The sequence below is a fragment of the Citrobacter youngae genome (assembly GCF_003818115.1).
GTDB classification, from domain to species: Bacteria; Pseudomonadota; Gammaproteobacteria; order Enterobacterales; family Enterobacteriaceae; genus Citrobacter; species Citrobacter youngae.
The window spans coordinates 126,271-152,634 of the sequence record NZ_RPOI01000004.1; the positions used below are offsets into that span (position 1 = coordinate 126,271).

At 52.6% G+C, this 26,364-nt stretch carries 20 protein-coding genes; 6 read left to right on the plus strand and 14 right to left on the minus strand.

The window, feature by feature from the left end:
* Positions 1 to 96: 96 nt before the first annotated feature.
* Both relA and rlmD read right to left on the minus strand, forming a co-directional pair.
* Entirely contained in the window at positions 97 to 2,331 is a 2,235-nt protein-coding gene (gene relA, locus EHN13_RS02930; protein WP_048213072.1) for a GTP diphosphokinase, read from the minus strand.
* A gap of 100 nt (positions 2,332 to 2,431) precedes the next feature.
* Positions 2,432 to 3,730 carry a 23S rRNA (uracil(1939)-C(5))-methyltransferase RlmD gene (gene rlmD, locus EHN13_RS02935; RefSeq protein ID WP_124020851.1) on the minus strand — a complete coding sequence of 433 codons (1,299 nt, stop codon included), beginning with the start codon at positions 3,728 to 3,730 and terminating at the stop codon, positions 2,432 to 2,434.
* A gap of 57 nt (positions 3,731 to 3,787) precedes the next feature.
* Between rlmD and barA the strand changes: the two genes are divergently transcribed.
* Complete coding sequence (gene barA / locus EHN13_RS02940) at positions 3,788 to 6,544, plus strand: two-component sensor histidine kinase BarA (protein WP_048213074.1); 2,757 nt, start codon at positions 3,788 to 3,790, stop codon at positions 6,542 to 6,544.
* Positions 6,545 to 6,671: 127 nt separating this feature from the next.
* Here barA and EHN13_RS02945 read toward each other — a convergent pair whose 3' ends face one another.
* From EHN13_RS02945 to syd, 8 genes are all read right to left on the minus strand, one after another.
* Complete coding sequence (locus EHN13_RS02945; RefSeq protein ID WP_115642959.1) at positions 6,672 to 7,814, minus strand: glycerate kinase; 1,143 nt, start codon at positions 7,812 to 7,814, stop codon at positions 6,672 to 6,674.
* Positions 7,815 to 7,892: 78 nt separating this feature from the next.
* The gene (gene gudD / locus EHN13_RS02950) at positions 7,893 to 9,233 is read right to left on the minus strand and encodes a glucarate dehydratase (protein WP_124020852.1); all 1,341 of its coding nucleotides are present in this window, start codon (positions 9,231 to 9,233) and stop codon (positions 7,893 to 7,895) included.
* Between the two features lie 20 nt (positions 9,234 to 9,253).
* Complete coding sequence (locus EHN13_RS02955; RefSeq protein WP_061068485.1) at positions 9,254 to 10,594, minus strand: enolase C-terminal domain-like protein; 1,341 nt, start codon at positions 10,592 to 10,594, stop codon at positions 9,254 to 9,256.
* A 2-nt stretch (positions 10,595 to 10,596) separates the two neighbouring features.
* A complete protein-coding gene (gene gudP, locus EHN13_RS02960) occupies positions 10,597 to 11,949 on the minus strand; it encodes a galactarate/glucarate/glycerate transporter GudP (RefSeq protein ID WP_124020853.1) in 1,353 nt (450 codons plus the stop codon).
* A 346-nt stretch (positions 11,950 to 12,295) separates the two neighbouring features.
* On the minus strand, positions 12,296 to 12,745 hold the full coding sequence (locus EHN13_RS02965; protein WP_101741634.1) for a flavodoxin: 450 nt from the start codon (positions 12,743 to 12,745) through the stop codon (positions 12,296 to 12,298).
* 19 nt (positions 12,746 to 12,764) lie between these two features.
* Positions 12,765 to 13,547 carry a tRNA pseudouridine(65) synthase TruC gene (gene truC / locus EHN13_RS02970; protein ID WP_101741633.1) on the minus strand — a complete coding sequence of 261 codons (783 nt, stop codon included), beginning with the start codon at positions 13,545 to 13,547 and terminating at the stop codon, positions 12,765 to 12,767.
* Positions 13,547 to 13,876, minus strand: a complete 330-nt coding sequence (locus EHN13_RS02975; RefSeq protein WP_124020854.1) for a YqcC family protein — start codon at positions 13,874 to 13,876, stop codon at positions 13,547 to 13,549. Before EHN13_RS02975 ends, truC begins: the two co-directional genes overlap by 1 nt.
* A 633-nt stretch (positions 13,877 to 14,509) precedes the next feature.
* Positions 14,510 to 15,055 carry a SecY-interacting protein gene (gene syd / locus EHN13_RS02980; RefSeq protein WP_124020855.1) on the minus strand — a complete coding sequence of 182 codons (546 nt, stop codon included), beginning with the start codon at positions 15,053 to 15,055 and terminating at the stop codon, positions 14,510 to 14,512.
* Between the two features lie 68 nt (positions 15,056 to 15,123).
* Between syd and queF the strand changes: the two genes are divergently transcribed.
* From queF to xni, 5 genes are all read left to right on the plus strand, one after another.
* Complete coding sequence (gene queF / locus EHN13_RS02985; RefSeq protein ID WP_048213082.1) at positions 15,124 to 15,972, plus strand: NADPH-dependent 7-cyano-7-deazaguanine reductase QueF; 849 nt, start codon at positions 15,124 to 15,126, stop codon at positions 15,970 to 15,972.
* A gap of 113 nt (positions 15,973 to 16,085) precedes the next feature.
* Positions 16,086 to 17,450: a nucleotide 5'-monophosphate nucleosidase PpnN gene (ppnN, locus tag EHN13_RS02990; protein ID WP_005130941.1), complete on the plus strand. Its 1,365-nt coding sequence runs from the start codon at positions 16,086 to 16,088 to the stop codon at positions 17,448 to 17,450.
* A gap of 559 nt (positions 17,451 to 18,009) precedes the next feature.
* On the plus strand, positions 18,010 to 19,299 hold the full coding sequence (locus tag EHN13_RS02995; protein ID WP_003034073.1) for an HAAAP family serine/threonine permease: 1,290 nt from the start codon (positions 18,010 to 18,012) through the stop codon (positions 19,297 to 19,299).
* Positions 19,300 to 19,352: 53 nt separating this feature from the next.
* On the plus strand, positions 19,353 to 20,720 hold the full coding sequence (locus EHN13_RS03000) for an L-serine ammonia-lyase (protein WP_101741631.1): 1,368 nt from the start codon (positions 19,353 to 19,355) through the stop codon (positions 20,718 to 20,720).
* A gap of 151 nt (positions 20,721 to 20,871) precedes the next feature.
* Positions 20,872 to 21,627, plus strand: coding sequence for a flap endonuclease Xni (gene xni, locus EHN13_RS03005; RefSeq protein ID WP_061068492.1), 756 nt, complete (start codon positions 20,872 to 20,874; stop codon positions 21,625 to 21,627).
* A 75-nt stretch (positions 21,628 to 21,702) separates the two neighbouring features.
* Here the strand turns inward: xni and fucO are convergent, their stop codons facing one another.
* From fucO to EHN13_RS03025, 4 genes are all read right to left on the minus strand, one after another.
* Positions 21,703 to 22,851 carry a lactaldehyde reductase gene (gene fucO / locus EHN13_RS03010; protein WP_124020856.1) on the minus strand — a complete coding sequence of 383 codons (1,149 nt, stop codon included), beginning with the start codon at positions 22,849 to 22,851 and terminating at the stop codon, positions 21,703 to 21,705.
* Between the two features lie 27 nt (positions 22,852 to 22,878).
* Entirely contained in the window at positions 22,879 to 23,526 is a 648-nt protein-coding gene (fucA, locus tag EHN13_RS03015; RefSeq protein WP_005130946.1) for an L-fuculose-phosphate aldolase, read from the minus strand.
* A 142-nt stretch (positions 23,527 to 23,668) separates the two neighbouring features.
* Positions 23,669 to 24,667, minus strand: coding sequence for a LacI family DNA-binding transcriptional regulator (locus tag EHN13_RS03020; protein WP_061068493.1), 999 nt, complete (start codon positions 24,665 to 24,667; stop codon positions 23,669 to 23,671).
* Positions 24,668 to 24,733: 66 nt separating this feature from the next.
* Positions 24,734 to 26,314 carry an FGGY-family carbohydrate kinase gene (locus tag EHN13_RS03025; RefSeq protein ID WP_124020857.1) on the minus strand — a complete coding sequence of 527 codons (1,581 nt, stop codon included), beginning with the start codon at positions 26,312 to 26,314 and terminating at the stop codon, positions 24,734 to 24,736.
* Between the last annotated feature and the right edge of the window lie 50 nt (positions 26,315 to 26,364).

Consider the following 26,364-nt stretch of genomic DNA (forward strand, 5'->3'; position numbering starts at 1 on the left):
ATAAGGCGACAGCCAACATCCGGCGATATAGCAATGCCTGATGGCAACGCTGACGCGTTTTATCAGGCCTGCAAGATCATCCGGCCTACAAAATAATTAATTACCGTGCAGACGGCGTGCGTCGATCACATCCGGCACCTGGTTCAGCTTGCCGAGCACACGTCCGAGTACCTGCAGGTTATAGATTTCGATGGTCATATCAATGGTGGCCAACTGTTGTTTGGTATCACTCCGGCTGGCAACCCCCAGCACGTTCACCTTTTCGTTGGCAAGAATCGTCGTGATATCACGTAACAAGCCGCTGCGATCGTTAGCCTGGACGCGAACCACCAGCGAATACCCTGCCGAGTAGCTTTCGCCCCAAACCGCGTCAACAATACGTTCCGGCGCATGCGAGCGCAGTTCATTCAGCTGTTCGCAATCCGCCCGGTGGACGGAAATACCGCGTCCCTGGGTGATAAACCCGACAATCTCATCGCCGGGAATCGGCTGGCAGCAGCGAGCGATGTGGTGCATCAGGTTACCCACCCCTTCAACCACCACGCGACCGTCGTCTTTTCGGCGACTCTGCGGCGCCTGCGTTTTCTGCTGAAGTTGTTTCAGCGCGGCGGCATCCTGTTCGGCAGCGCTTGGTTTATTAAACTGCGCCTGCAGGAAGTTCACCATCTGGTTGAGGCGGATGTCTCCTCCGCCAATCGCCGCCAGCAGCTCATCCAGCTCATTGAAGCTATAGCGCGGCAGCAGATGTTTTTCCGCTTCTTTCAGGCTAATACCTAAATGTGCCAGCTCATCGTCGAGGATCTGGCGGCCCGCCAGGATGTTTTTGTCGCGATCCTGTTTACGGAACCAGGCGTGGATCTTCGAGCGCCCCCGGCTGGTGGTCACATAGCCCAGGTTAGGGTTCAACCAGTCGCGGCTTGGGTTTGGCTGTTTCTGAGTGATGATTTCAATTTGATCGCCCATCTGCAGCTGATAGGTAAACGGTACGATGCGCCCGCCAATTTTCGCGCCAATGCAACGATGCCCCACATCACTGTGGATGTGATAAGCAAAATCGAGCGGCGTTGAGCCCGCCGGTAAGTCCACAACATCGCCTTTTGGCGTAAAGACGTAAACTCTGTCATCAAAGACCTGGCTACGCACTTCATCCAGCATTTCACCGGAATCCGCCATCTCTTCCTGCCAGGCTATCAGTTTACGCAGCCACGCAATGCGGTCTTCATGACCAGAGCGCGCCGCGCCTGAAGCAGTACCTTCTTTGTACTTCCAGTGCGCGGCAACACCCAGCTCAGCATCTTCGTGCATCTGTTTGGTACGGATCTGGATTTCAATGGTTTTACCGCCAGGCCCCAGCACAACCGTATGGATTGACTGGTAACCGTTAGGCTTTGGATTGGCAACGTAGTCGTCGAACTCATCAGGCAGATGGCGATAGTGAGTATGCACAATCCCCAGCGCGGCATAGCAATCCTGTAAACGCTCAGCCACGATACGCACCGCACGCACATCGAACAGTTCGTCAAAAGCCAGCTGCTTTTTCTGCATTTTGCGCCAGATGCTATAGATGTGCTTCGGACGTCCGTAAACTTCGGCTTTGACGCCTTCCGTTTTCATCTCTGAGCGCAAATGACCGACGAATTCATCAATGTAATGTTCCCTGTCGATACGACGTTCATGCAGCAGTTTGGCAATACGTTTGTATTCAGCCGGGTGCAGGTAACGGAAGCAGTAATCTTCCAGTTCCCATTTTAATTGCCCGATGCCTAATCGGTTAGCCAGCGGGGCGTAGATATTGGTGCACTCTTTTGCCGCCAGTACGCGTTCATCTTCCGGCGCATCTTTCACTTCTCGCAAATGGGCAATACGTTCCGCCAGCTTGATGACCACGCAGCGGAAGTCGTCGACCATTGCCAGCAGCATGCGACGAACGTTATCGACCTGCTCGGAAGAGACTGAATCGGTATGCGTGGCTTTAAGTTGGCGTATCGCCGCCATATCACGCACACCATGGATAAGGTTAACGATTGACGTGCCTACGCTCTCGCGCAGGATGTCTTCACTCACCACATTGGCATCCGCCAGAGGGAACAGCATCGCCGCTCGCAGCGTGTCGATGTCCATGCTCAGCATGGAGAGTATTTCCACCATTTCGACGCCACGCCACAGCAGCAGATCCGCATCCGGATGCCCCTGTGTCTGCTGCAGGCAATACGCCCAGGTTTCGGCTAAGCGTTCACACGACTGCTGGCTGGAGATCCCAAGACTCGCGATCCATTTCTTAGGATCAAACTCACCAGCTTTATTTATATGTGCACTTCTTACCGCAACCATCGTCCTCTCCTTAAGGGGCATGGCCTGTCGAAGTCGACAAGCCGTACCCATTGTCTTTCACGTTGCATTACAACCCGAAATCCAATGGGTATAAAATTCATTACAAACGCTCAAACAGGACCATCGATTCCAGATGTCCAGTGTGCGGGAACATATCGAGCATCGCCAGTCGCCGAACGGTATATCCTGCATTGAGTAACGCTTCGCTGTCACGAGCCAGCGTAGCAGGATTACAGGATACATAAACAACGCGGCCAGGGTTTAACTTTATAATATGTTGCATCACGCCGGCAGCCCCCGCACGCGCAGGATCGAGCAATACTTTATCAAATCCGTTCTTTGCCCATGGTTGTTTGGTGACATCTTCTTCAAGGTTTTCATGAAAGAATGTCACATTGTGTAGTCCGTTATTCCGCGCATTTTCCCGGCCTTTTTCCACCAGCGCAGGGACACCTTCAACACCCACAACGCTCGCTGCTCGTACGGCCAACGGCAACGTAAAATTCCCCATACCACAGAACAAATCGAGCACCCGGTCCTCTCGCTGCACATCCAGCCATTCCAGCGCACAGGAAACCATTTTTTGGTTTACCCCTTCATTGACCTGGATAAAATCACGCGGGCTGAAGGTTAAACGTAGTCCATTTGAATCATACCAGGGCGATTCTTCTGAATTTGATTCCAGTATCTCGCTTTGCGGAGCCAGAAACAAAGACAGTCCCTGAGAATGCGAAAAGTGTTCCAGTTTTTCTTTATCCGCGGCACTCAATGGTGAGGTGTGGCGCAAAATCATCAGAGTTCCACTTCCAGCCTGCACCAATTCGACATGCCCCAAGTGACGCAGCCCCTGCAGACTCTGCAGGCATGCCCGAATTTCAGGCAGCAACGCCTCAAGTTGGGGCACCAAAATAGGGCATTGCTTCACATCAATAATGTCGCTGGAGCCGGACTTGCGAAATCCCATCTGCAATTGCTGCTCTTTCGAGCGATAGTTCAGACTTAAACGCGCGCGGCGTCGATAGCCCCACGGGGTATCGGCGATAACTTCTGTCACCTCACATTTCATTAAACGCGATAACGCTGCACTTTTGCTACGCTGCTGCAACGAGATGCTGGCGTGCTGCTGTTGACAGCCACCACAGACCCCAAAATGTGGACAACGTGGCACTTCACGTTCCGAACTGTCGTTTAAACGACGTTTGACTTGCGCGCGGGCGAACTGTTTTTTATCTTCAGTTATCACCACTTCTGCGCTTTCCTGAGGCAGCAATTCCGGTATAAACAGGGCTTTCCCGTTATGACGAGCAACGCCCTGACCAAAAGAATCAAGGTCATTGACGGTAACGGTTATGATCTGACGCGTCGTCACGCGTCGTTTTGCAGAGTAGAATTGCGCCATCGACGAGATATTTCTCTATTTAACAGTGTGACCCTAATTGTCCCATAACGGAACTCCATGACCAACTACAGCCTGCGCGCACGCATGATGATTCTGATCCTGGCCCCGACCGTCCTGATAGGTTTGCTGCTCAGTATCTTTTTTGTTGTGCATCGCTATAACGACTTGCAGCGTCAACTGGAAGATGCTGGTGCCAGCATCATCGAGCCACTCGCGGTTTCCAGCGAATACGGCATGAACTTGCAAAACCGGGAATCCATCGGCCAGCTTATCAGCGTGTTGCATCGTCGCCATTCCGATATTGTGCGGGCAATTTCCGTCTATGACGAAAATAACCAACTGTTCGTCACCTCCAACTTTCATCTTGATCCGTCAGAGATGCAATTGGCTACCGGATCGCCGTTTCCGCGAAAGCTGAGCGTAACCCGGCACGGGGATATCATGATCCTGCGTACCCCTATTATATCGGAAAGCTATTCACCTGATGAATCTGCCGTTAGCGATGCCAAAAACACCAAAAATATGTTGGGGTATGTGGCGCTTGAGCTGGACCTCAAGTCCGTGCGATTACAGCAGTACAAAGAGATCTTTATCTCCAGCGTCATGATGCTGTTTTGTATTGGCATTGCGTTAATTTTCGGCTGGCGTCTGATGCGCGACGTGACCGGACCAATTCGCAACATGGTGAATACCGTTGACCGAATACGTAGAGGTCAGCTCGATAGCCGCGTGGAAGGTTTCATGTTGGGCGAACTGGATATGCTGAAGAATGGCATCAACTCGATGGCAATGTCTCTCGCCGCCTACCATGAAGAGATGCAGCACAATATCGATCAGGCGACTTCAGATCTGCGCGAAACGCTGGAGCAGATGGAAATCCAGAACGTTGAACTGGATCTGGCGAAGAAACGCGCCCAGGAAGCTGCACGTATTAAATCAGAGTTCCTGGCGAACATGTCTCATGAGCTACGTACACCGCTAAACGGTGTCATTGGCTTTACACGCCTGACACTGAAAACCGAGTTAAATACCACCCAGCGCGATCACCTGAATACAATTGAGCGCTCTGCTAACAACCTGCTTGCTATCATCAATGATGTGCTCGACTTCTCTAAACTGGAAGCGGGTAAACTGATTCTGGAAAGCATACCGTTCCCGCTGCGCAGCACACTGGATGACGTCGTAACGCTGTTAGCGCACTCCTCCCATGACAAAGGGCTGGAGCTAACACTGAATATTAAAAATGACGTTCCGGACAATGTGATTGGCGATCCGCTGCGCCTGCAACAGGTCATTACCAACCTGGTCGGCAATGCCATCAAATTTACTGAGAGCGGCAATATCGACATTCTGGTTGAAAAACGCGCGCTCAGTAACACCAAAGTCCAGATTGAAGTTCAAATCCGCGATACCGGTATTGGCATCCCGGAACGCGATCAGTCCCGTCTGTTCCAGGCTTTCCGTCAGGCTGATGCCAGCATTTCGCGCCGTCACGGCGGTACCGGACTTGGCCTTGTGATCACACAAAAACTGGTCAATGAAATGGGTGGGGATATCTCGTTCCATAGCCAACCCAATCGCGGTTCCACTTTCTGGTTCCACATCAGTCTTGATCTCAATCCTAATGTTATCAGCGATCGTTCAACCACCCGCTGTCTGGCCGGAAAACGACTAGCTTACGTTGAACCAAATGCTACCGCCGCGCAATGCACGTTAGATATCTTGAGTGAAACGCCGCTGGAGGTGATTTACAGTCCTTCATTCTCTGCATTACCGGCAGAACACTACGATATTCTGCTACTTGGTGTCCCCGTCACTTTCCACGAGCCGCTCACCATGCAGCATAAACGTCTGGCAAGCGCAGCCGCAATGACCGATTTCCTGTTGCTGGCGCTGCCTTGCCATGCGCAGATTAACGCTGAAAAATTAAAGCAAGGCGGCGCGGCGGCATGTCTGTTAAAACCGCTCACCTCAACCCGATTGCTGCCTGCGTTAACCGAATATTGCCACCTGAACCAGGGTGCAGAACGCCAGTTGTTAGATGAAAGCAAGATTGCGATGACCGTGATGGCGGTGGACGACAACCCGGCGAACCTGAAGCTTATCGGCGCATTACTTGAAGATAAGGTTCAGCACGTCGAGCTGTGCGACAGCGGGCAGCAGGCGGTGGACAGAGCCAAGCAAATGCAGTTTGATCTGATCCTGATGGATATTCAGATGCCAGACATGGACGGTATTCGTGCCTGCGAACTGATCCATCAGCTTCCACACCAGCAGCAGACACCGGTTATTGCGGTAACAGCACATGCCATGGCAGGGCAAAAAGAGAAGTTACTCAGCGCCGGAATGAATGACTACCTGGCTAAGCCGATTGAAGAAGATAAATTGCACAGTTTGCTGTTGCGCTATAAGCCCGGTGCCGGCACATCAGCCCGGGCTATCGTGGCGGCCCCCCCTGACCCCGTGGTCAACCCGAATACGACCCTCGACTGGCAACTGGCTTTGAGACAGGCTGCCGGTAAAAACGATCTGGCGCGGGATATGCTGCAAATGCTGATCGATTTCTTGCCTGAAGTCCGTAACAGAATTGAAGAGCAACTGGTGGGTGAAAACCCTGAAGGGTTGGTGGATTTGATTCATAAACTACACGGCAGCTGCGGTTACAGCGGGGTTCCCCGCATGAAAAACCTGTGCCAGCTTATTGAACAGCAGTTACGTAGCGGGACCAAAGAAGAAGATCTGGAACCAGAGTTTTTAGAGCTTCTTGATGAGATGGACAACGTCGGGCGAGAAGCGAAACGGATATTGGGGTGATATTCGCCGAATGCGGCGTAAACGCCTTATCCGGCCGACAGGTTTCGCTGTTTACCGTAGGCCCGATAGGCGTGGCGCCATCGGGCACATCGCCGGAGCGGCGTAAACGCCTTCTCCGACCTACAACTCAGCGTAATTGCTGCCCTGCTTTAAGCGTTGCGGCCACGTTTCGTGCCGTCATCCGCACATTTTCACTCGCATTATCCAGCGCCTCATCCAGCGTGCAAATGGTATAAATCACGCTAAAAACAGCATCAATTCCATGCTCATGCACCACGCTAACATCTGGCGTCAGGCTGCCTGCAATACCAATGACGGGCTTATTATATCGCTTTGCAACGTTCGCTACGCCTACCGGGACTTTGCCATGGATCGTCTGACTGTCAATACGCCCTTCCCCGGTCACAACTAGATCTGCATCCGCAACGCAGTCGTCGAGGTGTAACGCATCCGTCACGATCTCGATACCACGGCGTAGCTGCGCGCCGCAAAACGCATACAGTGCAGCTCCCATGCCTCCGGCAGCGCCTCCACCGGCCAGATCCAGCACGTTAACGTCCAGATCGCGGGCAATCAGTTGTGCATAGTGCGTCAGCGCATTATCCAGACGGGTGATCATCTCTGGCGTTGCCCCTTTTTGTGGGCCAAATACTGCAGAAGCGCCCTCTTTACCGGTCAGCGGGTTCGTGACATCACAGGCCACTTCGATACGACAGGTGGCAAGGCGCTTATCTAACGCTGAAATATCGATCCTGGTGAGCGCTTCCAGACCGATCCCGCCTTGTGCAATCTGGTTATTCTGTGCATCAAGCAATTTGGCGCCCAGTGCCTGCACCATACCGGCACCACCATCATTGGTCGCACTACCGCCAATCCCGATGATGATGTGTTCTACACCCGCATCCAGCGCATGGCGAATCAACTCTCCGGTCCCCCATGAGGTGGTTTTCAGCGGGTCGCGTAACCCTGCCGGAACTCGCTCTAACCCACTGGCGGCCGCCATCTCGATAAACGCTGAGCGCTCATCTCCTGATACCCCATAAAATGCCTGTACCTTACTTCCCAGGGGCCCCGTAACATCAACATGCACAAGGTGGCCCGCCGTAGCGGCAACCATCGCCTCGACCGTTCCTTCACCACCATCAGCGACCGGTATCTTTACGTAATCCGCATCAGGCCAGATCTCACGAAAACCCTGCTCAATGGCAGTTGCCACCTCAAGCGCACTCAAACTCTCTTTATAAGAATCCGGTGCAATTACTATTTTCATAAGCCGTCCTTACGCATGTTGATTCTGTTAATCATACACCTGGAGATGTGCCGGTTCCTGTCAGAACCGGCATAACACTTAGCGCACCATGCATGGGCGTTTATTATCGAAGGTCCAGTTCGGGATCAGGTACTGCATTCCCATCGCGTCATCACGCGCTCCCAGGCCATGTTGCTGGTACAGTTCGTGCGCTTTCATCACCTGGTCCATATCCAGTTCTACACCCAGACCCGGCTTCGCTGGTACCTGTACCATGCCGCCTTTAATGTCGAACGGTTCTTTGGTCAGGCGTTGGTTACCTTCCTGCCAGATCCAGTGGGTATCAATGGCCGTAATTTTACCCGGCGCAGCAGCAGCCACATGAGTGAACATCGCCAGCGAAATATCAAAGTGGTTGTTAGAGTGTGAACCCCAGGTGAGGCCAAACTCATGACACATCTGCGCTACGCGAACAGACCCCTGCATGGTCCAGAAATGCGGGTCAGCCAGCGGAATATCCACAGACTGCAACGACAGCGTGTGCCCCATCTGACGCCAGTCGGTAGCAATCATATTGGTCGCCGTCGGCAGGCCAGTAGCACGGCGGAATTCCGCCATCACTTCACGCCCAGAGAACCCCTGCTCTGCGCCACATGGATCTTCAGCATAAGCCAGCGATCCTTTCAGATACTTACCGATCTTGATCGCTTCATTCAACGACCAGGCGCCGTTGGGATCGAGCGTTACGCGGGCCTGCGGAAAACGCTTCGCCAACGCGACGATAGATTCCGCTTCCTCTTCCCCTGCCAGCACGCCACCTTTCAGTTTAAAGTCGTTAAAGCCATATTTTTCATACGCGGCTTCAGCCAGGCGCACAACCGCATCCGGGGTCATCGCCTCTTCATGACGCAGACGATACCAGTCGCACGTCTCATCCGGCTGACTCTGGTACGGCAGCGGCGTTGCCTTACGGTTACCCACGAAGAACAGGTAACCCAGCATTTCTACTTCGCTACGCTGCTGTCCATCACCCAGCAGAGAGGCGACGTTTACGCCCAGATGCTGACCTAACAGATCCAACATGGCCGCTTCGATCCCAGTAACCACATGAATAGTGGTACGTAAATCAAAGGTCTGCAAACCGCGACCGCCCGCATCACGATCGGCAAAAGTATTGCGTACCGCATTCAGCACGTTTTTGTATTCACCTAACGTTTTGCCCACCACCAGCGGAATCGCATCTTCCAGCGTTTTACGGATTTTTTCTCCGCCGGGAATTTCACCCACGCCGGTATGACCGGAGTTATCTTTAATAATCACAATATTGCGCGTGAAGAACGGAGCATGTGCGCCGCTCAGGTTCATCAACATGCTGTCGTGGCCCGCAACCGGAATAACCTGCATAGAGGTAACCAGTGGGGTAGAAAATTGTGCGCTCATAATTAAGTCCTTATTCAAAATTAGTGGCGGCCGAAAACGGGACGTTTACGGTCAAAAGTCCATCCGGGGATCAGATACTGCATTGGGCCTGCGTCATTACGCGCGCCGCCGGGCAGCGCCTTATAGGCTTCATGCGCTTTCTGCACCTGATCCCAGTCCAGTTCCACGCCCAGACCGGGCGCATCGGGTACCGCAATTTTTCCGTTTTTAATCTCCAGCGGATTTTTGGTCAGGCGGCAATCACCCTCCTGCCAGATCCAGTGGGTATCAATAGCCGTTGGATTACCCGGCGCAGCCGCACCGACGTGGGTGAACATCGCCAGCGAAATATCAAAGTGGTTATTAGAATGGCATCCCCAGGTCAGGCCCCAGTCATCGCACAACTGCGCCACGCGTACCGCGCCGGAAAGCGTCCAGAAGTGCGGATCGGCCAGCGGAATATCGACTGCATTCAGCATTACCGCGTGGCCCATTTCGCGCCAGTTGGTAGCAATCATGTTGGTCGCCACCGGCAAACCAGTCGCGCGGCGGAACTCGGCCATCACTTCGCGCCCGGAAAAGCCCTGTTCAGCGCCGCACGGATCTTCGGCATAGGTCAGCACATCATTCAGGCCTTTGCACAGGGAGATGGCTTCATCCAGCAGCCAGGCACCGTTTGGATCGACGGTAATACGCGCATCCGGGAAACATTTTTTCAGCGCACGAGCGGTGTCGATTTCCTGCTCGCCCGGCAGCACACCGCCCTTCAGTTTGAAATCTTTAAAGCCATAACGATCCTGTGACGCCTGCGCCAGACGCACCACCGCGTCGCTGGTCATCGCTTGCTGGTGACGTAATTGATACCACTCATGTTTACCCGGCGTACTTTCCAGATACGGCAAATCGGTTTTGCAGCGATCACCTACATAGAACAGATACCCGAGCACGGTCACTGCATCACGCTGCTTACCCGGACCTAACAGCTCGCAGACCGGTACATTCAGCGCTTTGCCCAGCAGATCCAGCAGCGCGGCCTCCAGTGCCGCCACCGCATTGACGCGCAGCTCAAATGTCCAGGCACCTTTGCCGAAAGTATCAAAGTCAGCAGCCTGATTGCCTTTATGTACCTGCTGGACCACCTTATTCAGGCGGGCCACTTCCTGACCCAATACCATCGGGATAGCGTCAACCAGAGTCTGATAAATCACTTCACCGCCCGGCGCTTCACCGACGCCGGTATTACCGGCGTTATCGGTAAGAACCACAATATTGCGAGTGAAATATGCGTTGTGCGCACCGCCAATATTGAGCAGCATGCTGTCATGCCCGGCCACCGGGATGACCTTCATATCGGTAATAACGGGGCTTGATTGTGTTGTCATCATCATTGTCCTGCGACAGGTTTCAGTTCGATACGTTTAATATCACCGACCAGCACCAGATAGCTCACCACAGCAATCAGCGCATGCACCCCAACGTAAATCAAGGCACCATTAAACGACCCCGTCGTGCCCACAATGTAGCCAATAGCAATCGGTGTCACGATGCCGGAGATATTACCGAACATGTTGAACAGACCGCCGCTCAGGCCGCTAATCTCTTTGGGGGCCGTGTCTGCCATTACCGCCCAGCCCAGTGCACCAATACCTTTACCGAAGAAAGCCAGCGCCATAAAGCCGATAATCATCCACTCAACGTTGACGTAGTTACAGAACACCATCACCATTGACAGCAACATACCCAACACGATTGGCGTTTTGCGGGCGATATTCAGCGAACCGGTGCGACGCATCAGCCAGTCGGAAATAATGCCGCCGAGCACGCCGCCTGCGAATCCGCAAATAGCCGGGACCGACGCGACAAATCCCGCTTTCAGAATCGACATACCGCGCGCCTGTACCAGATAGACCGGGAACCAGGTGATAAAGAAGTAGGTCAGCGCGTTAATACAGTACTGACCGATGTAGATACCAATCATCATGCGGGAACCCAACAACTGTTTGATTTGTCCCCATTTCACGCTGAACGGAACTTTAGCTTTAGCGGCTGCCTGATCCATGTTGATCAGTGCGCCACCTTCGGCAATGTAATCCAGCTCTTTTTGGTTTACATCCGGGTGCTGGTTTGGTTCATGAATCACCTTCAGCCAGACAAAGCTGATGATGATCCCGAGTCCGCCCATAAAGAAGAATACGTGTGACCAGCCTACTTCGTGGGTCAGCCAGCCCATGATTGGCGCGAAGATAACGGTGGCAAAGTACTGCGCAGAGTTAAAGATTGCGACCGCCGTGCCCCTCTCCTGTGCCGGGAACCATGCAGCAACTATGCGACTGTTGCCGGGGAAGGATGGCGCTTCAGCTAACCCCACAAGGAAGCGCAGGGTAAACAACGCAACGATAATGCCGAAGCCGCTAAAGATATCGACAAAGCCCTGCAGCAGGGTAAACATGGACCAGATAAAGATGGACCAGAAATAAACGCGTTTTGAACCAAAGCGGTCAAGCAACCAGCCGCCGGGGATCTGGCCGATAACATAGGCCCATGAAAAAGCGGAAAATACATACCCCATCCCGACGGCATCAAGGCCAATGTCTTTGGCCATCTCCGAACCGGCAATGGATAAGGTGGCGCGATCGCCGTAGTTGAAGGATGTGACGATAAACAACATCACCACTATCCAGTAGCGAGCGTTAGTGCGTTTTTCCGCGCTGCTCGCCGCCTGACTTAATGAACTCATTGTTGCACTCCTGAATCGTGGCTTTCGCCAGTTCATTCTGTACAGCACCTGTAGGGTGATCAGAATGAGAGGTTAGTGTGTGGCAGTTTTGGTACAGCTCAGGGCCGTTTTATTCTGACTCGCTGCCTTTTCGGGAACTGACGGGAAAAGTATATGAAGGAGTGCCTCTTACCCTCACCGTGCAAAAACACAACATTGCGAGGGGTGAATGAGGTTGTTTATGGCATAAGCCTAAGGGAATGGAAGATGCTTCACGAAATTGGCGTTTGAGGGGGATTTATTGCCGGGTAATGGCGACGCCTTACCCGGCTTATGATTCGAACTGTGCGGATGGTTGGGTAATATTCTATTTGAGGAGCGTTGCCCAGTGTTCTACCCAAGGGTTGGATTCGCTTTCCGGTTCCGGATGTTCACCGGCATCAATCAGCAGCATCTCACCTACACGCTGGGCGCTCTGTTCCTGCAAAAGCGCATCAAACTGCTTACCACCGCCGCAGAAATTGGCATATGAACTGTCACCGAGCGCAATAATGCCGTAGTGAACGTCGGGCTGAAAACCCAGTTGGTCTTTAATTCCCTGAAACAGCGGCACGATGCTGTCCGGCAGATCGCCTTGTCCCGTCGTTGACGTTACGACCAGGATGTACTTGTCTTTGTACTTTTCCCAGTCAGCCAGTTCCGGATCTTCATAAACCGTAGCTTTATGCCCCTGATTTGCGAGGATAGCTTCGGCCTCTTCGGCAACCAGCAGCGCGTTTCCGTACATCGTGCCGACAAAAATTCCAATTTCCGCCATAACCGTAATCTCCTGGGACTTAAGAATCTATCTGCTTATCCTGACCTGACAGCTCGCTGAACTCAACCCTTTCATTCTCAGGGAGAAGTCCACGCCAGCCAAACTGTGATAGCGCCTGCATCCAGACGTCATCCAGCCCGGCGCGAATAACCAGAGGTTCACCGGTGAAGGGGTGCGTAAGTTCAAGCTGGCTGGCATGCAACATCAGGCGCTGGCAGCCAAAATGCTCTGCGGCGCTGCGGTTTTGTCGCAAATCACCGTGCTTGCTGTCGCCAATAATCGGATGACGCAAATGCGCCAGGTGACGTCTGAGCTGGTGTTTTCGACCGGTTTTAGGATCCAGCTCCACCAGCCCGTAACGGGTGGTCGGATAACGTCCGGTCGCCACCGGCATTTCAACCGTCGCCAGGCCGCGATAATGGGTTACCGCAGGCTGTGGGCCTTTGTCGTCACGGGCAAATTTATCGGCAATCTTGTCCAGCTCTTCCACCAAAGGATAATCCAGCACGGCATCATCCATCAGCCAGCCACGCACAATCGCATGATAGCGTTTTTGGATTTGATGCTGCTCAAACTGCTGTGCCAGCCGTCGTCCGGCCTCGCTGGACAGCCCCATCAACAGCACACCGGATGTCGGTCTGTCGAGTCGGTGGGCGGTAAAAACGTGCTGACCAATCTGGTCGCGCACCGTTTGCATTACCACCACTTTCTCATCGCGGTCGAGCCAACTGCGATGAACCAGCCAGCCCGAAGGTTTGTTGACTGCAACCAGCCATTGGTCCTGATAGAGAATCTCCAGCATCAGGCGTTATCACTGGTAAATAGCGCATCCAGATCCTGCAATGCAATCAGGATCACATCGCGCTGTGGATGATCGGCTGCCAGCGCCATTTCATAATATGGCGCAATAGCGAACGCTTCTGGAAGTGGCTGCGCATTATCAAGCAGCGCATACATGCGGGGAATCAACACCCACTGCAGCCATTCAACCGGCTCCATGGTATCCATACAAAAAGGCTGCGTGCTGGAAAACAGATGCGCTTCTGGCTCATCCATCCGCCAGTGATTATGTTCACGCAGCAGTGCTTCAAGCGCATGCAACTGCTCGCGCACACGGTCATGAGTCGTCATGAAATTAACCTCAATGATGAAAAATCTGGCGCGAAGAATAGCACCAGTAGAAAGGAAATAAAAAAAAGGGAGCACTGTAAAAACAGTGCTCCCGGTTCGTTTCGCAGCATTCCAGCTACTTTTAGTGCTCCCTGCTCATCCGTGACAACTTTTCCTGTGGTCTTGCGACCGCGTTCATCCTGAACTTTTGCATCCTGCTCACATCACCCCGATGTGAAAACTTCATCCTGAAGTTTCCTGGCCATCCTGACCCGCCGAACATCCTGACCGGCTCTCGTTCTCCATCCTGGAGGTGTCCTTTAACGCTTCCCGCGTTTTCCTCTTTGCTTCATCCTGAAACCTGTCCTTGCAGCACCGTCCTGGTGTGTCCTGCCGAAGTGTCATCATCCTGATGTTCACTTCGTTGTGCGACTCCTTGTCGACAGAGATAGAATCGCCTGTTTCGCATTGTCTTACAAGACACTTACAGACATACCCTAATGATTATTTTCATATGAAAGTTATCAATAAAACATTAACCAATTGAATTATAAATAGTTAACATTATATCGGTCGATGAAGTCTTTACTGAACACCTGGCAATCTCCTACAGGGTTTGTAAGAGATCTCTCACACGCCCTAGGGCAAACTGGATTACAGAACAGGCTTAAGTTGAGTAAGAAATTCCGCAAGCGAGGCCGCCAGAACCGTCCGTTTACGGGTTCCCAGCGTCTCCTTGCAGACTTCCCCAGACAAGTTGCACACTGAAATAACATCAAGTTCATTGTCCAGTGCGGCAATAAAAAGCGTAGGAGAGAGCTTAAGGCGTTTTTGCGTAACCAGGTGGCCGATCAGGTTTTCCTGTACGCGCCTGAAGTCATCTTCAGACCAGGTTTGCAGCAGAGTAAGTTTCTCATCCGCAAATTGTGCGTGCATGTCCCCGGCAAACTGGGTGGTATAAAACGCATGAACAGCGGGTTGTACCACAATATCAAAGGCGCGTTCAACCGCGTTTACATTCGGCTCGCCCACAAAAGGCTGCGGTTGCCAGTACACCGCATCGTTCGTGGAGGAGATGATGCACGGAGACGGTACGCCATACAGCTCTTCACTCAGCGGCCAGCTGCCGTTTTTTTCATGCCATGCATCGCAATAACGCGTCGTAAAGGCTGCCAACGCCTGTGCTGTCAATTCGTCCACTGATTTCTCTCTTCACAAAAGCCAGGATACACTTGTCGCATAGTGTATCTGGTTTATGACGGTGAAACATGTCCTCTTATGAAAATCATCAGGCGCTTGACGGCCTGACTCTCGGAAAATCAACGGATTACCGGGATATTTACGACGCCAGCCTGCTGCAGGGTGTTCCGCGCAGCCTGAACCGCGACCCGCTGGATCTAAAGGCCGATAATCTGCCTTTTCACGGCGCCGATATCTGGACGCTGTATGAACTGTCATGGCTGAATGCCAACGGCTTACCGCAGGTTGCGGTCGGCCATGTGGAGCTGGATTACACCAGCGTTAATCTGATTGAATCAAAAAGTTTTAAGCTGTATCTGAACAGTTTTAATCAGACGCGTTTTGACTCATGGGAACACGTCCGTCAGACGCTGGAACACGATCTACGCGCCTGCGCGCAAGGTGATGTCAGCGTAGCGCTCTATCGTCTTGACGAACAGGAAGGGCAGCCGATAGCCCACTTCAATGGCACCTGTATCGACAATCAGGATATCGTCATCGATAACTACCAGTTCAGCACCGACTATCTGGAAAATGCCGTAAGCGGTGAAAAAGCGGTGGAAGAGACGCTGGTCAGCCATCTGCTAAAATCCAACTGCCTGATCACCCACCAGCCTGACTGGGGTTCCATACAAATTCAGTATCGCGGTCGCAAAATCGACAGGGAAAAGTTGCTGCGCTATCTGGTCTCCTTCCGCCACCACAATGAATTTCACGAGCAGTGTGTGGAACGCATTTTCAATGACCTGCTGCGTTTCTGTCAGCCGGAGAAACTGAGCGTATACGCACGCTACACGCGACGCGGCGGCCTCGATATCAACCCATGGCGCACCAACACAGATTTCACCCCCGCAACAGGCAGACTGGTGCGTCAGTAATCTTTTTTCTCAATTTTGCGTGTCGGATTCCGCGCGCAGGGTTGTGAAAGGTCATAAGCCAGGGCTATTGTAATCAGTAGAGGATGATATCTCTCGTCCCGTAAGGAGTTTACTTGATTACACATATTAGCCCGCTTGGCTCAATGGACATGTTGTCGCAGCTGGAAGTCGATATGCTTAAACGCACGGCCAGCAGCGACCTGTATCAACTGTTTCGTAACTGTTCGCTTGCCGTTCTGAACTCCGGCAGTTTGACAGACAACAGCAAAGAGCTGCTGTCTCGTTTTGAAAGTTTCGACATTAACGTGCTGCGCCGTGAACGCGGCGTGAAGCTGGAACTGATCAACCCACCTGAAGACGCGTTTGTCGATGGGCGCATCATTCGCGCGCTGCAGGCTAACCTGTTTGCCGTGCTGCGCGACATTCTGTTCGTCAATGGCCAGATCCATAACGCCGGTCGTTTTCAGCATCTGGATCTCGAAAGCTCGGTCCATATCACCAACCTCGTATTCTCGATCCTGCGTAATGCCCGGGCGCTGCACGTCGGTGAAGCGCCGAACATGGTCGTCTGCTGGGGCGGTCACTCAATCAACGAAAATGAGTACCTGTACGCCCGTCGCGTCGGCACCCAGTTGGGCCTGCGCGAACTGAACATCTGTACCGGCTGCGGTCCAGGGGCGATGGAAGCGCCAATGAAAGGCGCCGCGGTCGGCCACGCTCAGCAGCGCTACAAAGACAGCCGCTTTATTGGCATGACCGAACCGTCAATCATCGCCGCTGAACCGCCTAACCCGCTGGTAAACGAACTGATCATCATGCCGGACATTGAAAAACGTCTGGAAGCGTTCGTACGTATCGCCCACGGTATTATCATCTTCCCGGGTGGCGTAGGGACAGCAGAAGAGCTGCTGTATCTGCTGGGGATCCTGATGAATCCGGCCAACAAAGATCAAGTTCTGCCATTGATCCTGACCGGGCCAAAAGAGAGCGCCGATTACTTCCGCGTGCTGGACGAATTTATCGTGCACACGCTGGGAGAAGAGGCGCGCCGTCACTATCGCATTATCATTGACGATGCAGCGGAAGTCGCTCGCCTGATGAAAAAAGCGATGCCGCTGGTGAAAGAGAACCGCCGAGACACCGGTGATGCCTACAGCTTTAACTGGTCAATTCGTATCGCACCTGATTTGCAGATGCCGTTCGAACCGTCCCACGAAAACATGGCGAATCTGAAACTGTATCCAGACCAGCCTGTTGAAGTGCTGGCTGCAGACCTGCGTCGCGCATTCTCCGGGATTGTCGCGGGGAACGTGAAAGAAGTCGGCATTCGCGCCATTGAAGAGTTTGGCCCGTACAAAATCCACGGTGACCCTGAGATGATGCGCCGCATGGACGATCTCCTGCAGGGCTTTGTTGCACAACATCGTATGAAGTTACCGGGCACTGCGTATATCCCGTGCTACGAGATCTGCGCATAACCTTCAACACCCGCTAGCAGCGCTATAGCGGTGACAGTTTTGTCCATATCAAAGCCGGATTTGGCGCATCAGCCAACCGGCTTTTTTAGTGATACCAGTCACATAGCTCACGCAATAACATAAATATCAATTATCTTTCGTCTGGCGAGCCCCAAAACGCAAACGATTACCTCCCAGGGGAAACCGTGATTTATCACCGCAAATTATAATTAGTCATCAGAATTCACTAAAAACAACAGTTTTTATAGCGCAACCCTCGTATCTTCGCGCCCTGTCTTTCATGCCATATGTCGTTAATGTTAGCCTTCACGCCCGTAAATTCGCTTTGACTATTTTTTAACAGATTAATGGTCCAAATTTATCCACATAAAAGGTGGATTATTGCATTTGAGATCGCGATCACTGATACATTCATTACTTAAATGTATCTTTCCGCCCGAAAATTATTACGGCGAAAAATTATATAAAAATCGCTAAACGAATTTCGTTTTACAGTCGGGTATTTTTTCATTGGATTGAACCCAAACCCGACTTTTTAAGCTTCCTCCAGGAGAAACAGATGGAAAACACGCAAACCAGCACTATCGTTACGGGCCAGACCCGCAGCGCATGGCGCAAGACAGACACCATGTGGATGCTGGGCCTTTACGGCACGGCGATTGGCGCGGGTGTATTATTCCTGCCAATTAACGCAGGCGTTGGCGGTATGATCCCGCTGATCATCATGGCCATTCTTGCCTTCCCAATGACCTTCTTTGCTCACCGTGGTCTGACCCGCTTCGTGTTGTCCGGTAAAAATCCGGGTGAAGACATCACTGAAGTTGTAGAAGAACACTTTGGCGTTGGCGCAGGTAAACTGATTACTCTGCTCTACTTCTTCGCTATCTACCCCATTCTGCTGGTTTACAGCGTAGCAATCACCAATACCGTTGAAAGCTTCCTGACCCATCAGCTGGCGATTACTCCGCCGCCGCGTGCAATCCTCTCTCTGATCCTGATTGTCGGCATGATGACCATCGTGCGCTTCGGTGAGCAGATGATCGTTAAGGCGATGAGCATCCTGGTATTCCCGTTCGTTGCGGCTCTGATGCTGCTGGCGCTGTACCTGATCCCTCAGTGGAGCGGTGCGATTCTGGAAACCATGTCTTTTGACTCTGCGGCAACCACCGGCAACGGCCTGCTGTTGACCCTGTGGCTGGCGATTCCGGTAATGGTGTTCTCCTTCAACCACTCCCCGATCATCTCCTCCTTCGCCGTGGCGAAGCGTGAAGAGTACGGTGATGAAGCAGAGAAGAAATGCTCCAAGATTCTGGCATTCGCTCACATCATGATGGTACTGACCGTTATGTTCTTCGTCTTCAGCTGCGTATTCAGCCTGACTCCGGCGGATCTGGCTGCAGCGAAAGAACAGAACATCTCTATCCTGTCTTACCTGGCAAACCACTTTAACGCACCGATTATTGCCTGGATGGCACCGATCATCGCGATTATCGCTATCACCAAATCCTTCCTCGGCCACTACCTGGGCGCACGTGAAGGCTTCAACGGGATGGTGATTAAGTCTCTGCGCGGCAAAGGCAAATCCATCGAAATCAACAAACTGAACAAAATCACTGCACTGTTCATGCTGGTAACCACCTGGATTGTGGCGACGCTGAACCCGAGCATCCTCGGTATGATTGAGACCCTGGGTGGCCCAATCATCGCGATGATTCTGTTCCTGATGCCGATGTATGCGATTCAGAAAGTACCGGCAATGCGTAAATACAGCGGCCATATCAGCAACGTGTTCGTTGTGATTATGGGCCTGATCGCTATCTCCGCTATTTTCTACTCTCTGTTCAGTTAATTCCCCTGCGCCGCTCTTCGGGGCGGCGCACCTCGATACACAATGGACGCCTCATGATTAGCGTATTCGATATTTTCAAAATCGGCATTGGCCCTTCCAGCTCCCATACTGTTGGCCCGATGAAAGCAGGCAAACAATTCACGGATGACCTGATTGCACGCGGAATTCTCACTGACGTAACCCGCGTAGTGGTTGATGTCTATGGCTCTCTGTCCCTGACCGGGAAAGGTCACCATACCGACATCGCGATTATTATGGGCCTGGCGGGTAATCTGCCGGATACCGTAGACATTGATGCTATCCCGGCCTTTATCCAGGATGTGAATACTCATGGACGTTTGCTGCTGGCGGACGGTCAACATGAGGTCGAATTCCCGGTTGATAAGTGCATGAATTTCCATGCGGACAATCTGTCCCTGCACGAAAACGGGATGCGTATTACCGCACTGGCAGGCGAAAAAGCCATTTACAGCCAGACGTACTATTCCATCGGCGGTGGATTTATCGTTGATGAAGAACACTTTGGTTTGCCGAATAACAATCCGGTAAACGTGCCGTATCCGTATACATCCGCAGCCGATTTGCAACGACACTGTCAGGAAACCGGACTATCACTTTCCGGCCTGATGATGCAGAACGAACTAGCCCTGCACAGCAAAGAAGAGCTGGAACAGCACTTTGCAAACGTCTGGGAAGTGATGCGCAGTGGAATTGAACGCGGTATCACCACCGAAGGCGTATTGCCGGGCAAACTGCGCGTTCCGCGTCGTGCGGCAGCACTGCGTCGTATGCTGGTTAGCAGTGACAAAACCACGACTGACCCGATGGCAGTTGTAGACTGGATCAACATGTTTGCGCTGGCCGTGAACGAAGAGAACGCTGCCGGTGGACGTGTAGTTACCGCCCCGACGAACGGCGCATGCGGGATTGTTCCTGCAGTGCTGGCGTACTATGACAAGTTTATCCGCGAAGTGAACGCTAACTCACTGGCACGCTATATGCTGGTCGCGAGCGCCATCGGTTCCCTGTACAAGATGAATGCCTCAATTTCGGGTGCTGAAGTGGGCTGTCAGGGTGAAGTCGGCGTGGCGTGTTCTATGGCGGCGGCGGGTCTGGCAGAACTGCTGGGCGGTAGCCCGACGCAGGTATGTATCGCCGCAGAAATCGGTATGGAACACAACCTGGGTCTGACCTGCGATCCAGTTGCCGGACAAGTTCAGGTTCCGTGCATTGAGCGTAACGCCATTGCATCGGTGAAAGCGGTGAACGCTGCTCGTATGGCGCTGCGCCGTACCAGCGAGCCTCGTGTATGCCTCGATAAAGTTATCGAGACCATGTACGAGACAGGTAAAGATATGAATGCCAAATACCGCGAAACCTCGCGTGGCGGTCTGGCGATGAAGATCGTTACCTGCGATTAATCCCTGGCGCAAACTTATCCGGCCTACAGTGCCACAGTCATTTGTAGGCCGGATAAGGCGTCAGCCGCCATCCGGCAAAATGTTGTTTCAGATCTTCGCCTCCCCCCACTGTGAATGTTACCCTACAGCCTGATTTATCAGGGAGAACACCGTGGCCGTCCATCTGCTCATTGTCGATGCACTCAATCTCATTCGTCGCATTCACGCCGTCCAGGGGTCGCCCTGCGTGGAGACGTGCCAGCACGCGCTCGATCAGTTGATTGTGCACAGTCAGCCCACACACGCCGTGGCGGTATTTGATGACGAAGCGCGCAACAGCGGCTGGCGTCACCAACGCTTACCTGACTACAAAGCCGGTCGCCCGCCAATGCCTGACGATTTACACAAGGAAATGCCCGCCTTACGCGCCGCTTTTGAACAACACGGCGTCTGTTGTTGGGTCTCGAGCGGGAATGAAGCCGATGATTTAGCCGCAACGCTGGCGGTGAAAGTCACCCAGGCGGGACATCAGGCCACCATCGTTTCGACAGATAAAGGTTATTGCCAACTGCTCTCCCCAACATTACGCATTCGCGACTATTTCCAGAAGCGCTGGCTGGACGCGCCGTTCATTGAGAAAGAATTTGGTGTAATGCCTCAGCAATTGCCAGATTATTGGGGACTGGCCGGGATCAGCAGCTCAAAAGTGCCGGGCGTTGCAGGTATTGGTCCCAAGAGTGCAACACAGCTACTCATGCAGTTTCAGCATCTGGAAGGGATTTACGCACATCTGGAAGACGTGCCGGAAAAGTGGCGCAAGAAACTGGAGATGCACCAGGAGATGGCGTTTCTGTGCCGTGATATCGCGCGGCTGCAAACGGACTTACATATTGACGGAAATCTCCAGCAGCTACGGCTGGCACGGTAGTCTTATTGCCGGATGGCGCTGCGCTTATCCGGCCTACGCATCGTCCCTCCAGTAGGCCGGATAAACGCCAGGTGATTACCAGGCGGTATGGTAAAGCTCGACAATATCGGCAATGCTTGCTTCACGCGGATTACCGCCAGTGCAAACATCGTCAAATGCCGCCTGCGCCAGCGCAGGAATATCTTCCTTACGTACCCCCACATCACGTAAGTGCGGCGGGATCCCCACATCACGGTTAAGCGCAAACACAGCATCTACCGCAGCCTTACGCGCCTCTTCCAGCGTTAAACCTTCCACTTTCACCCCCATCACCCGGGCGATATCGCGGAATTTCTCTCCGGTGTATTCGGCGTTGTAGTGCATCACGTGCGGTAACAAAATGGCATTGGCGACGCCGTGCGGAGTGTTATAAAAGGCCCCTAGCGGGTGTGCCATCCCGTGCACGAGCCCCAGACCGACGTTTGAAAATCCCATTCCGGCAACGTACTGACCCAGCGCCATTGCCTCACCAGACTGGCTGTCACCATTAACAGAGCCGCGCAACGCCCCGGCAATGATCTCAATGGCTTTGATGTGCAACGCGTCAGTGAGTGCCCACGCCGCCCGCGTAATATAACCTTCAATAGCATGGGTCAACGCATCGACCCCGGTCGCCGCTTTTAACGCGGCAGGCATACCATCCATCATATCGGCATCAATAAACGCCACCTGCGGAATGTCATGCGGATCGACACAGACAAATTTACGCCGATTTTCTTCGTCCGTGATCACGTAGTTAATGGTCACTTCCGCCGCCGTCCCTGCCGTCGTAGGGATTGCCATCACCGGTACGCTCGCAGCACGTGTTGGCGATAACCCTTCAAGGCTGCGTACATCGGCAAACTCAGGGTTATTGTGGATAATGCCAATCGCTTTGCAGGTATCCTGCGGGGAGCCGCCGCCTATAGCTATCAGATAATCTGCGCCACTTTGCTGAAAGACTTCCAATCCCTCCTTCACCACTGCAATTGTAGGATTTGGGATCACACCGGAATAGATTTCCCACGGCAAACCGGCGGCATCCATACGGGATGTCACCTTATCGACAACGCCGCACTGTACCAGGTTTGCATCGGTGACAATCAAAGCCTTGCGATAACCCCGACGGATGACCTCGTCCGTTAATGCCCCAACAGCTCCCCGGCCAAACCATGCCGTTTCATTCAGAATCATTCTGTTCGCCATCGTATTTCTCCTTTTCGCTATGCGAAATTACTCTTCAATTCGTAATCCGTAAGATTTGAATTTCTCCAGCACAATGGCGATCTCTTCGTCATCCAGCACCGGCACCGGGTCGACAATCGCCAGGGTGCTTAGATAAAGGCGGGCCAGGACTTCGACTTCATGCGCCAGCCATAGTGCTTTTTCCAGATTCGCTTCACAGGCAATCAACCCGTGGTGCTGCAACAACGTTGCCTTACGGCTTTTCAGCGCGACGCTCACATGCTCTGACAGCTCTCGTGTACCAAACGTCGCATACGGCGCACACGGGATAGAGTTCCCCCCAGCCGCGGCAATCATGTAATGGATTGCCGGAATAGGACGGTTCAAAATCGACACGGCGGTGCAATGAATCGCATGGTTATGAACGACTGCATTGGCATCCGGGCGCGTCTGATAAGCCGCCAGGTGAAAACGCCATTCACTGGAAGGTAATTGTCCTTTATCATATTTGCCGTCGTTATCTACGAACACGATCATGTTTTCAGTGAGTCTTTCGTAAGGGATACCGCTGGGTGTGATCAGCATTCCATTTTCATAGCGCGCACTTACATTTCCTGCGGTCCCCTGATTCAACCCAAGACGGGTCATTTCAAGGCAGGTTTCGATGATTTCACGTGATAAACGCATTCTTTCCATAATGATTCTCCGGGTACAGTTGCCCCTCGTCTTTATTGCGAAAAAATGCAGCCGCAGAGTAAGACGGGTCAGGTTTCAGGTATGAGCAGCCACTGAACACATTTATTCAGATTCAGTTGGCCGATTTAGTTAGTGCGACGAATTATTGTTGTCTTACGCGCTTAATTAGTTTCATCTCAACTTTTACAGTTTCTTTAATGGGCTGGTCATCAATAGCACTCATCATCATAGCGAAAGCTTTTTCCGCCCAGACATTTTCATCCTGCTGCATCGACCAGACATTATTCGCGAGGAATCCCAGCATGGGATGTTCATCAAATGTCCCGATATTAATATCCGGTGGAATCACACCGAAACGATTGCGAATAGCAATGACGGCACCTTCCAGTACAGGTAATGATGAGGCAATAAACGCCTGCGGACAGCCCTGTTCGTTGATCAATTTATCCATCAACCGATAACCACCATCCGGCGTATTATCCGGACCTTCACGCACCCAGTCACGATGAGAAATTCCATTATTGTTCAACGCGTTAAGGTAACCTTTTAAACGATCGCCAATACTGGGCAATCCGGTATCCCCGACTAAAAACCAGATCGGAGATTTGCCTGCATCAAACAAACTTTGCGTCAGCTTTTCACCGCCTAAAATGTTATGACTTTCAACCAGCGCGTTATCGGTATACTTAAAATCCCTGTCGAGTAGCACCATCGGTTTTCTGACCTGACGCAAATGGTGTTGCTGATTCTCTAATGTTGAAGGAACAATAAACAGGCCATCAACATTACGAGCTATTAACGCTTTCGTTAATTTGTTTTCGTAATCAACATCATCGTAGGTACAACTAATCGTTAATTGATATCCAGAACGACGACAACGTTGTTCAAGTTTCTCGGCCAGTGTGGCAAAAAAGACGTTAGATATATTGGGTACAATCAGCCCCAACGTATCTGTTTTATTCAGTTTCAGGCTGCGGGCTGAATGGTTTATGACATAACCATACCGTTCAACGTATTCATTAATACGCGTTTGGGTTTTGACACTGATACGATATTGCTCAGCCTTCCCGTTCAGCACCAGTCGCACGGTCGTCACCGATAAATTCAGATCGCTGGCTATCTGTTCTACTGTTTTAGCCATTTATATGTCCCAGTTCACATCCAAAAACGTCAATTCACAATCATAAAAGTATTTTAAACTTTTGTCTTACTGCATAACCTGGTTAAGCGCCTGCTGTTGATCCCACATCATCAGATATGCCTGGTATTTACGGTCATAGAAGTCCTGTCGTGCCGGATTCGCTTTAATCACCCCACCTGGGCAAACCATCGCCCGGCAGGCGGAGGGAACATCTGCCCACACCCCGCTGGCCACTGCACCGGTGATAGCCGCACCTAACGTCACCGCATCTTCTTCCTGCATAAGATGAATATCGCATCCGGTGGCGTCTGCATACTCTCGCAACCACAGAGGATTGTGTGTTGCACCGCCACATAGCGTCAGTCGAGAAATGGTATGACCGTTTTCGCGCATCACTTCCATAATGTGTCGCGTGCCGCAGGCAATCGCCTGTAATGTCGCCAGATACAGACGAGCAACCTGCATCTCACCTCGTTCAAGCGTCAAACCGCAAACGCTGCCCCGGGCATCGGGTCGTGCACGCGGGGAACGGTTACCGTGGTGATCGGCCAGCACATGCAGATAACGACCAGGCTCAGACTCTTGCTCCTCAAGTGCGGCAACCCATTCATTAACTAAAACGATGGGATGGCAACCCCGGGCCTCAGCTTTGTGAAACAGCTCAGCGCTGGCACCCGACTCCTGAAGCGTCCAGTCAACCAGCGCCCCAGCCGCGCTTTGCCCCCCTTCCGTCAGCCAGTAACCAGGCAGCATAGCGGACCAGTACGGCCCCCATACACCCGGTGTATGAATCTCCTGCTCGCTGCACAGCATATGGCAATTTGATGTTCCGCTGATCAACGCCAATGTTCCCGCAGGCTCGGCACCGGCAAGCGCCACGCCACCCGCATGCGCATCAATCATGCCACTGGCGACTACCACCGCTGTCGTCAGTCCCAGCGCCTGTGCCGCATCGGGGCTGAGCGTCCCAACGGCCGCGCCCGGGGGCAGGATCCGTGACGGAATTTTGTTGAGTAAATCAGTTAATTCAACCGCATCCAGCAGGGAGTGGCTAAAGCGTTGCTCATGTGCCAGATAGTTCCATTTACAGGTTAAAGTACACAGACCAGCAACATCACAAGCGGTGGCTTTCCAGACCAAAAAATCCGCCAGATCGTAGAAGCGGTGTGCACTCTGCCAGGTCGCGGGGAAATGTTTTTTTAGCCACAACACTTTGGGTAGTTCCATTTCGACACTGACTTCACCACCGACATAACGCAACGCCGGGTCCTGTGTAGCGTTGATACGCTGCGTCTCCTGCACCGCACGATGATCCATCCACATGATGATGTTATGGTCTGACGGTTCACCAGGTGAAACCGCCAGACCCTGCCCCTGTTCATCCAGAGCCACTAACGAACAGGTGGCATCAAACCCCAGCGAGCGGATCTCCTCAACGCTAACCCCGGCTGATGACACAGCCTCCTTCACGGCATGGCAAACCTGCTGCCAGATTTCGGCAGATGACTGCTCTACCCGCTCGGGGCCAGGTCGAAACTGCGAGATAGGGAATGTCGCAAAAGCCAGCCGTTTGCCACTGGCATCAAAAACACCAGCCCTGACACTGGCGGAACCGACATCCACTCCGAGGAAATATCCACTGCTCATAGTAGCTCCCTGACGCTGGCTAATAATGGGGCGAATGTACCGCCCCCGCG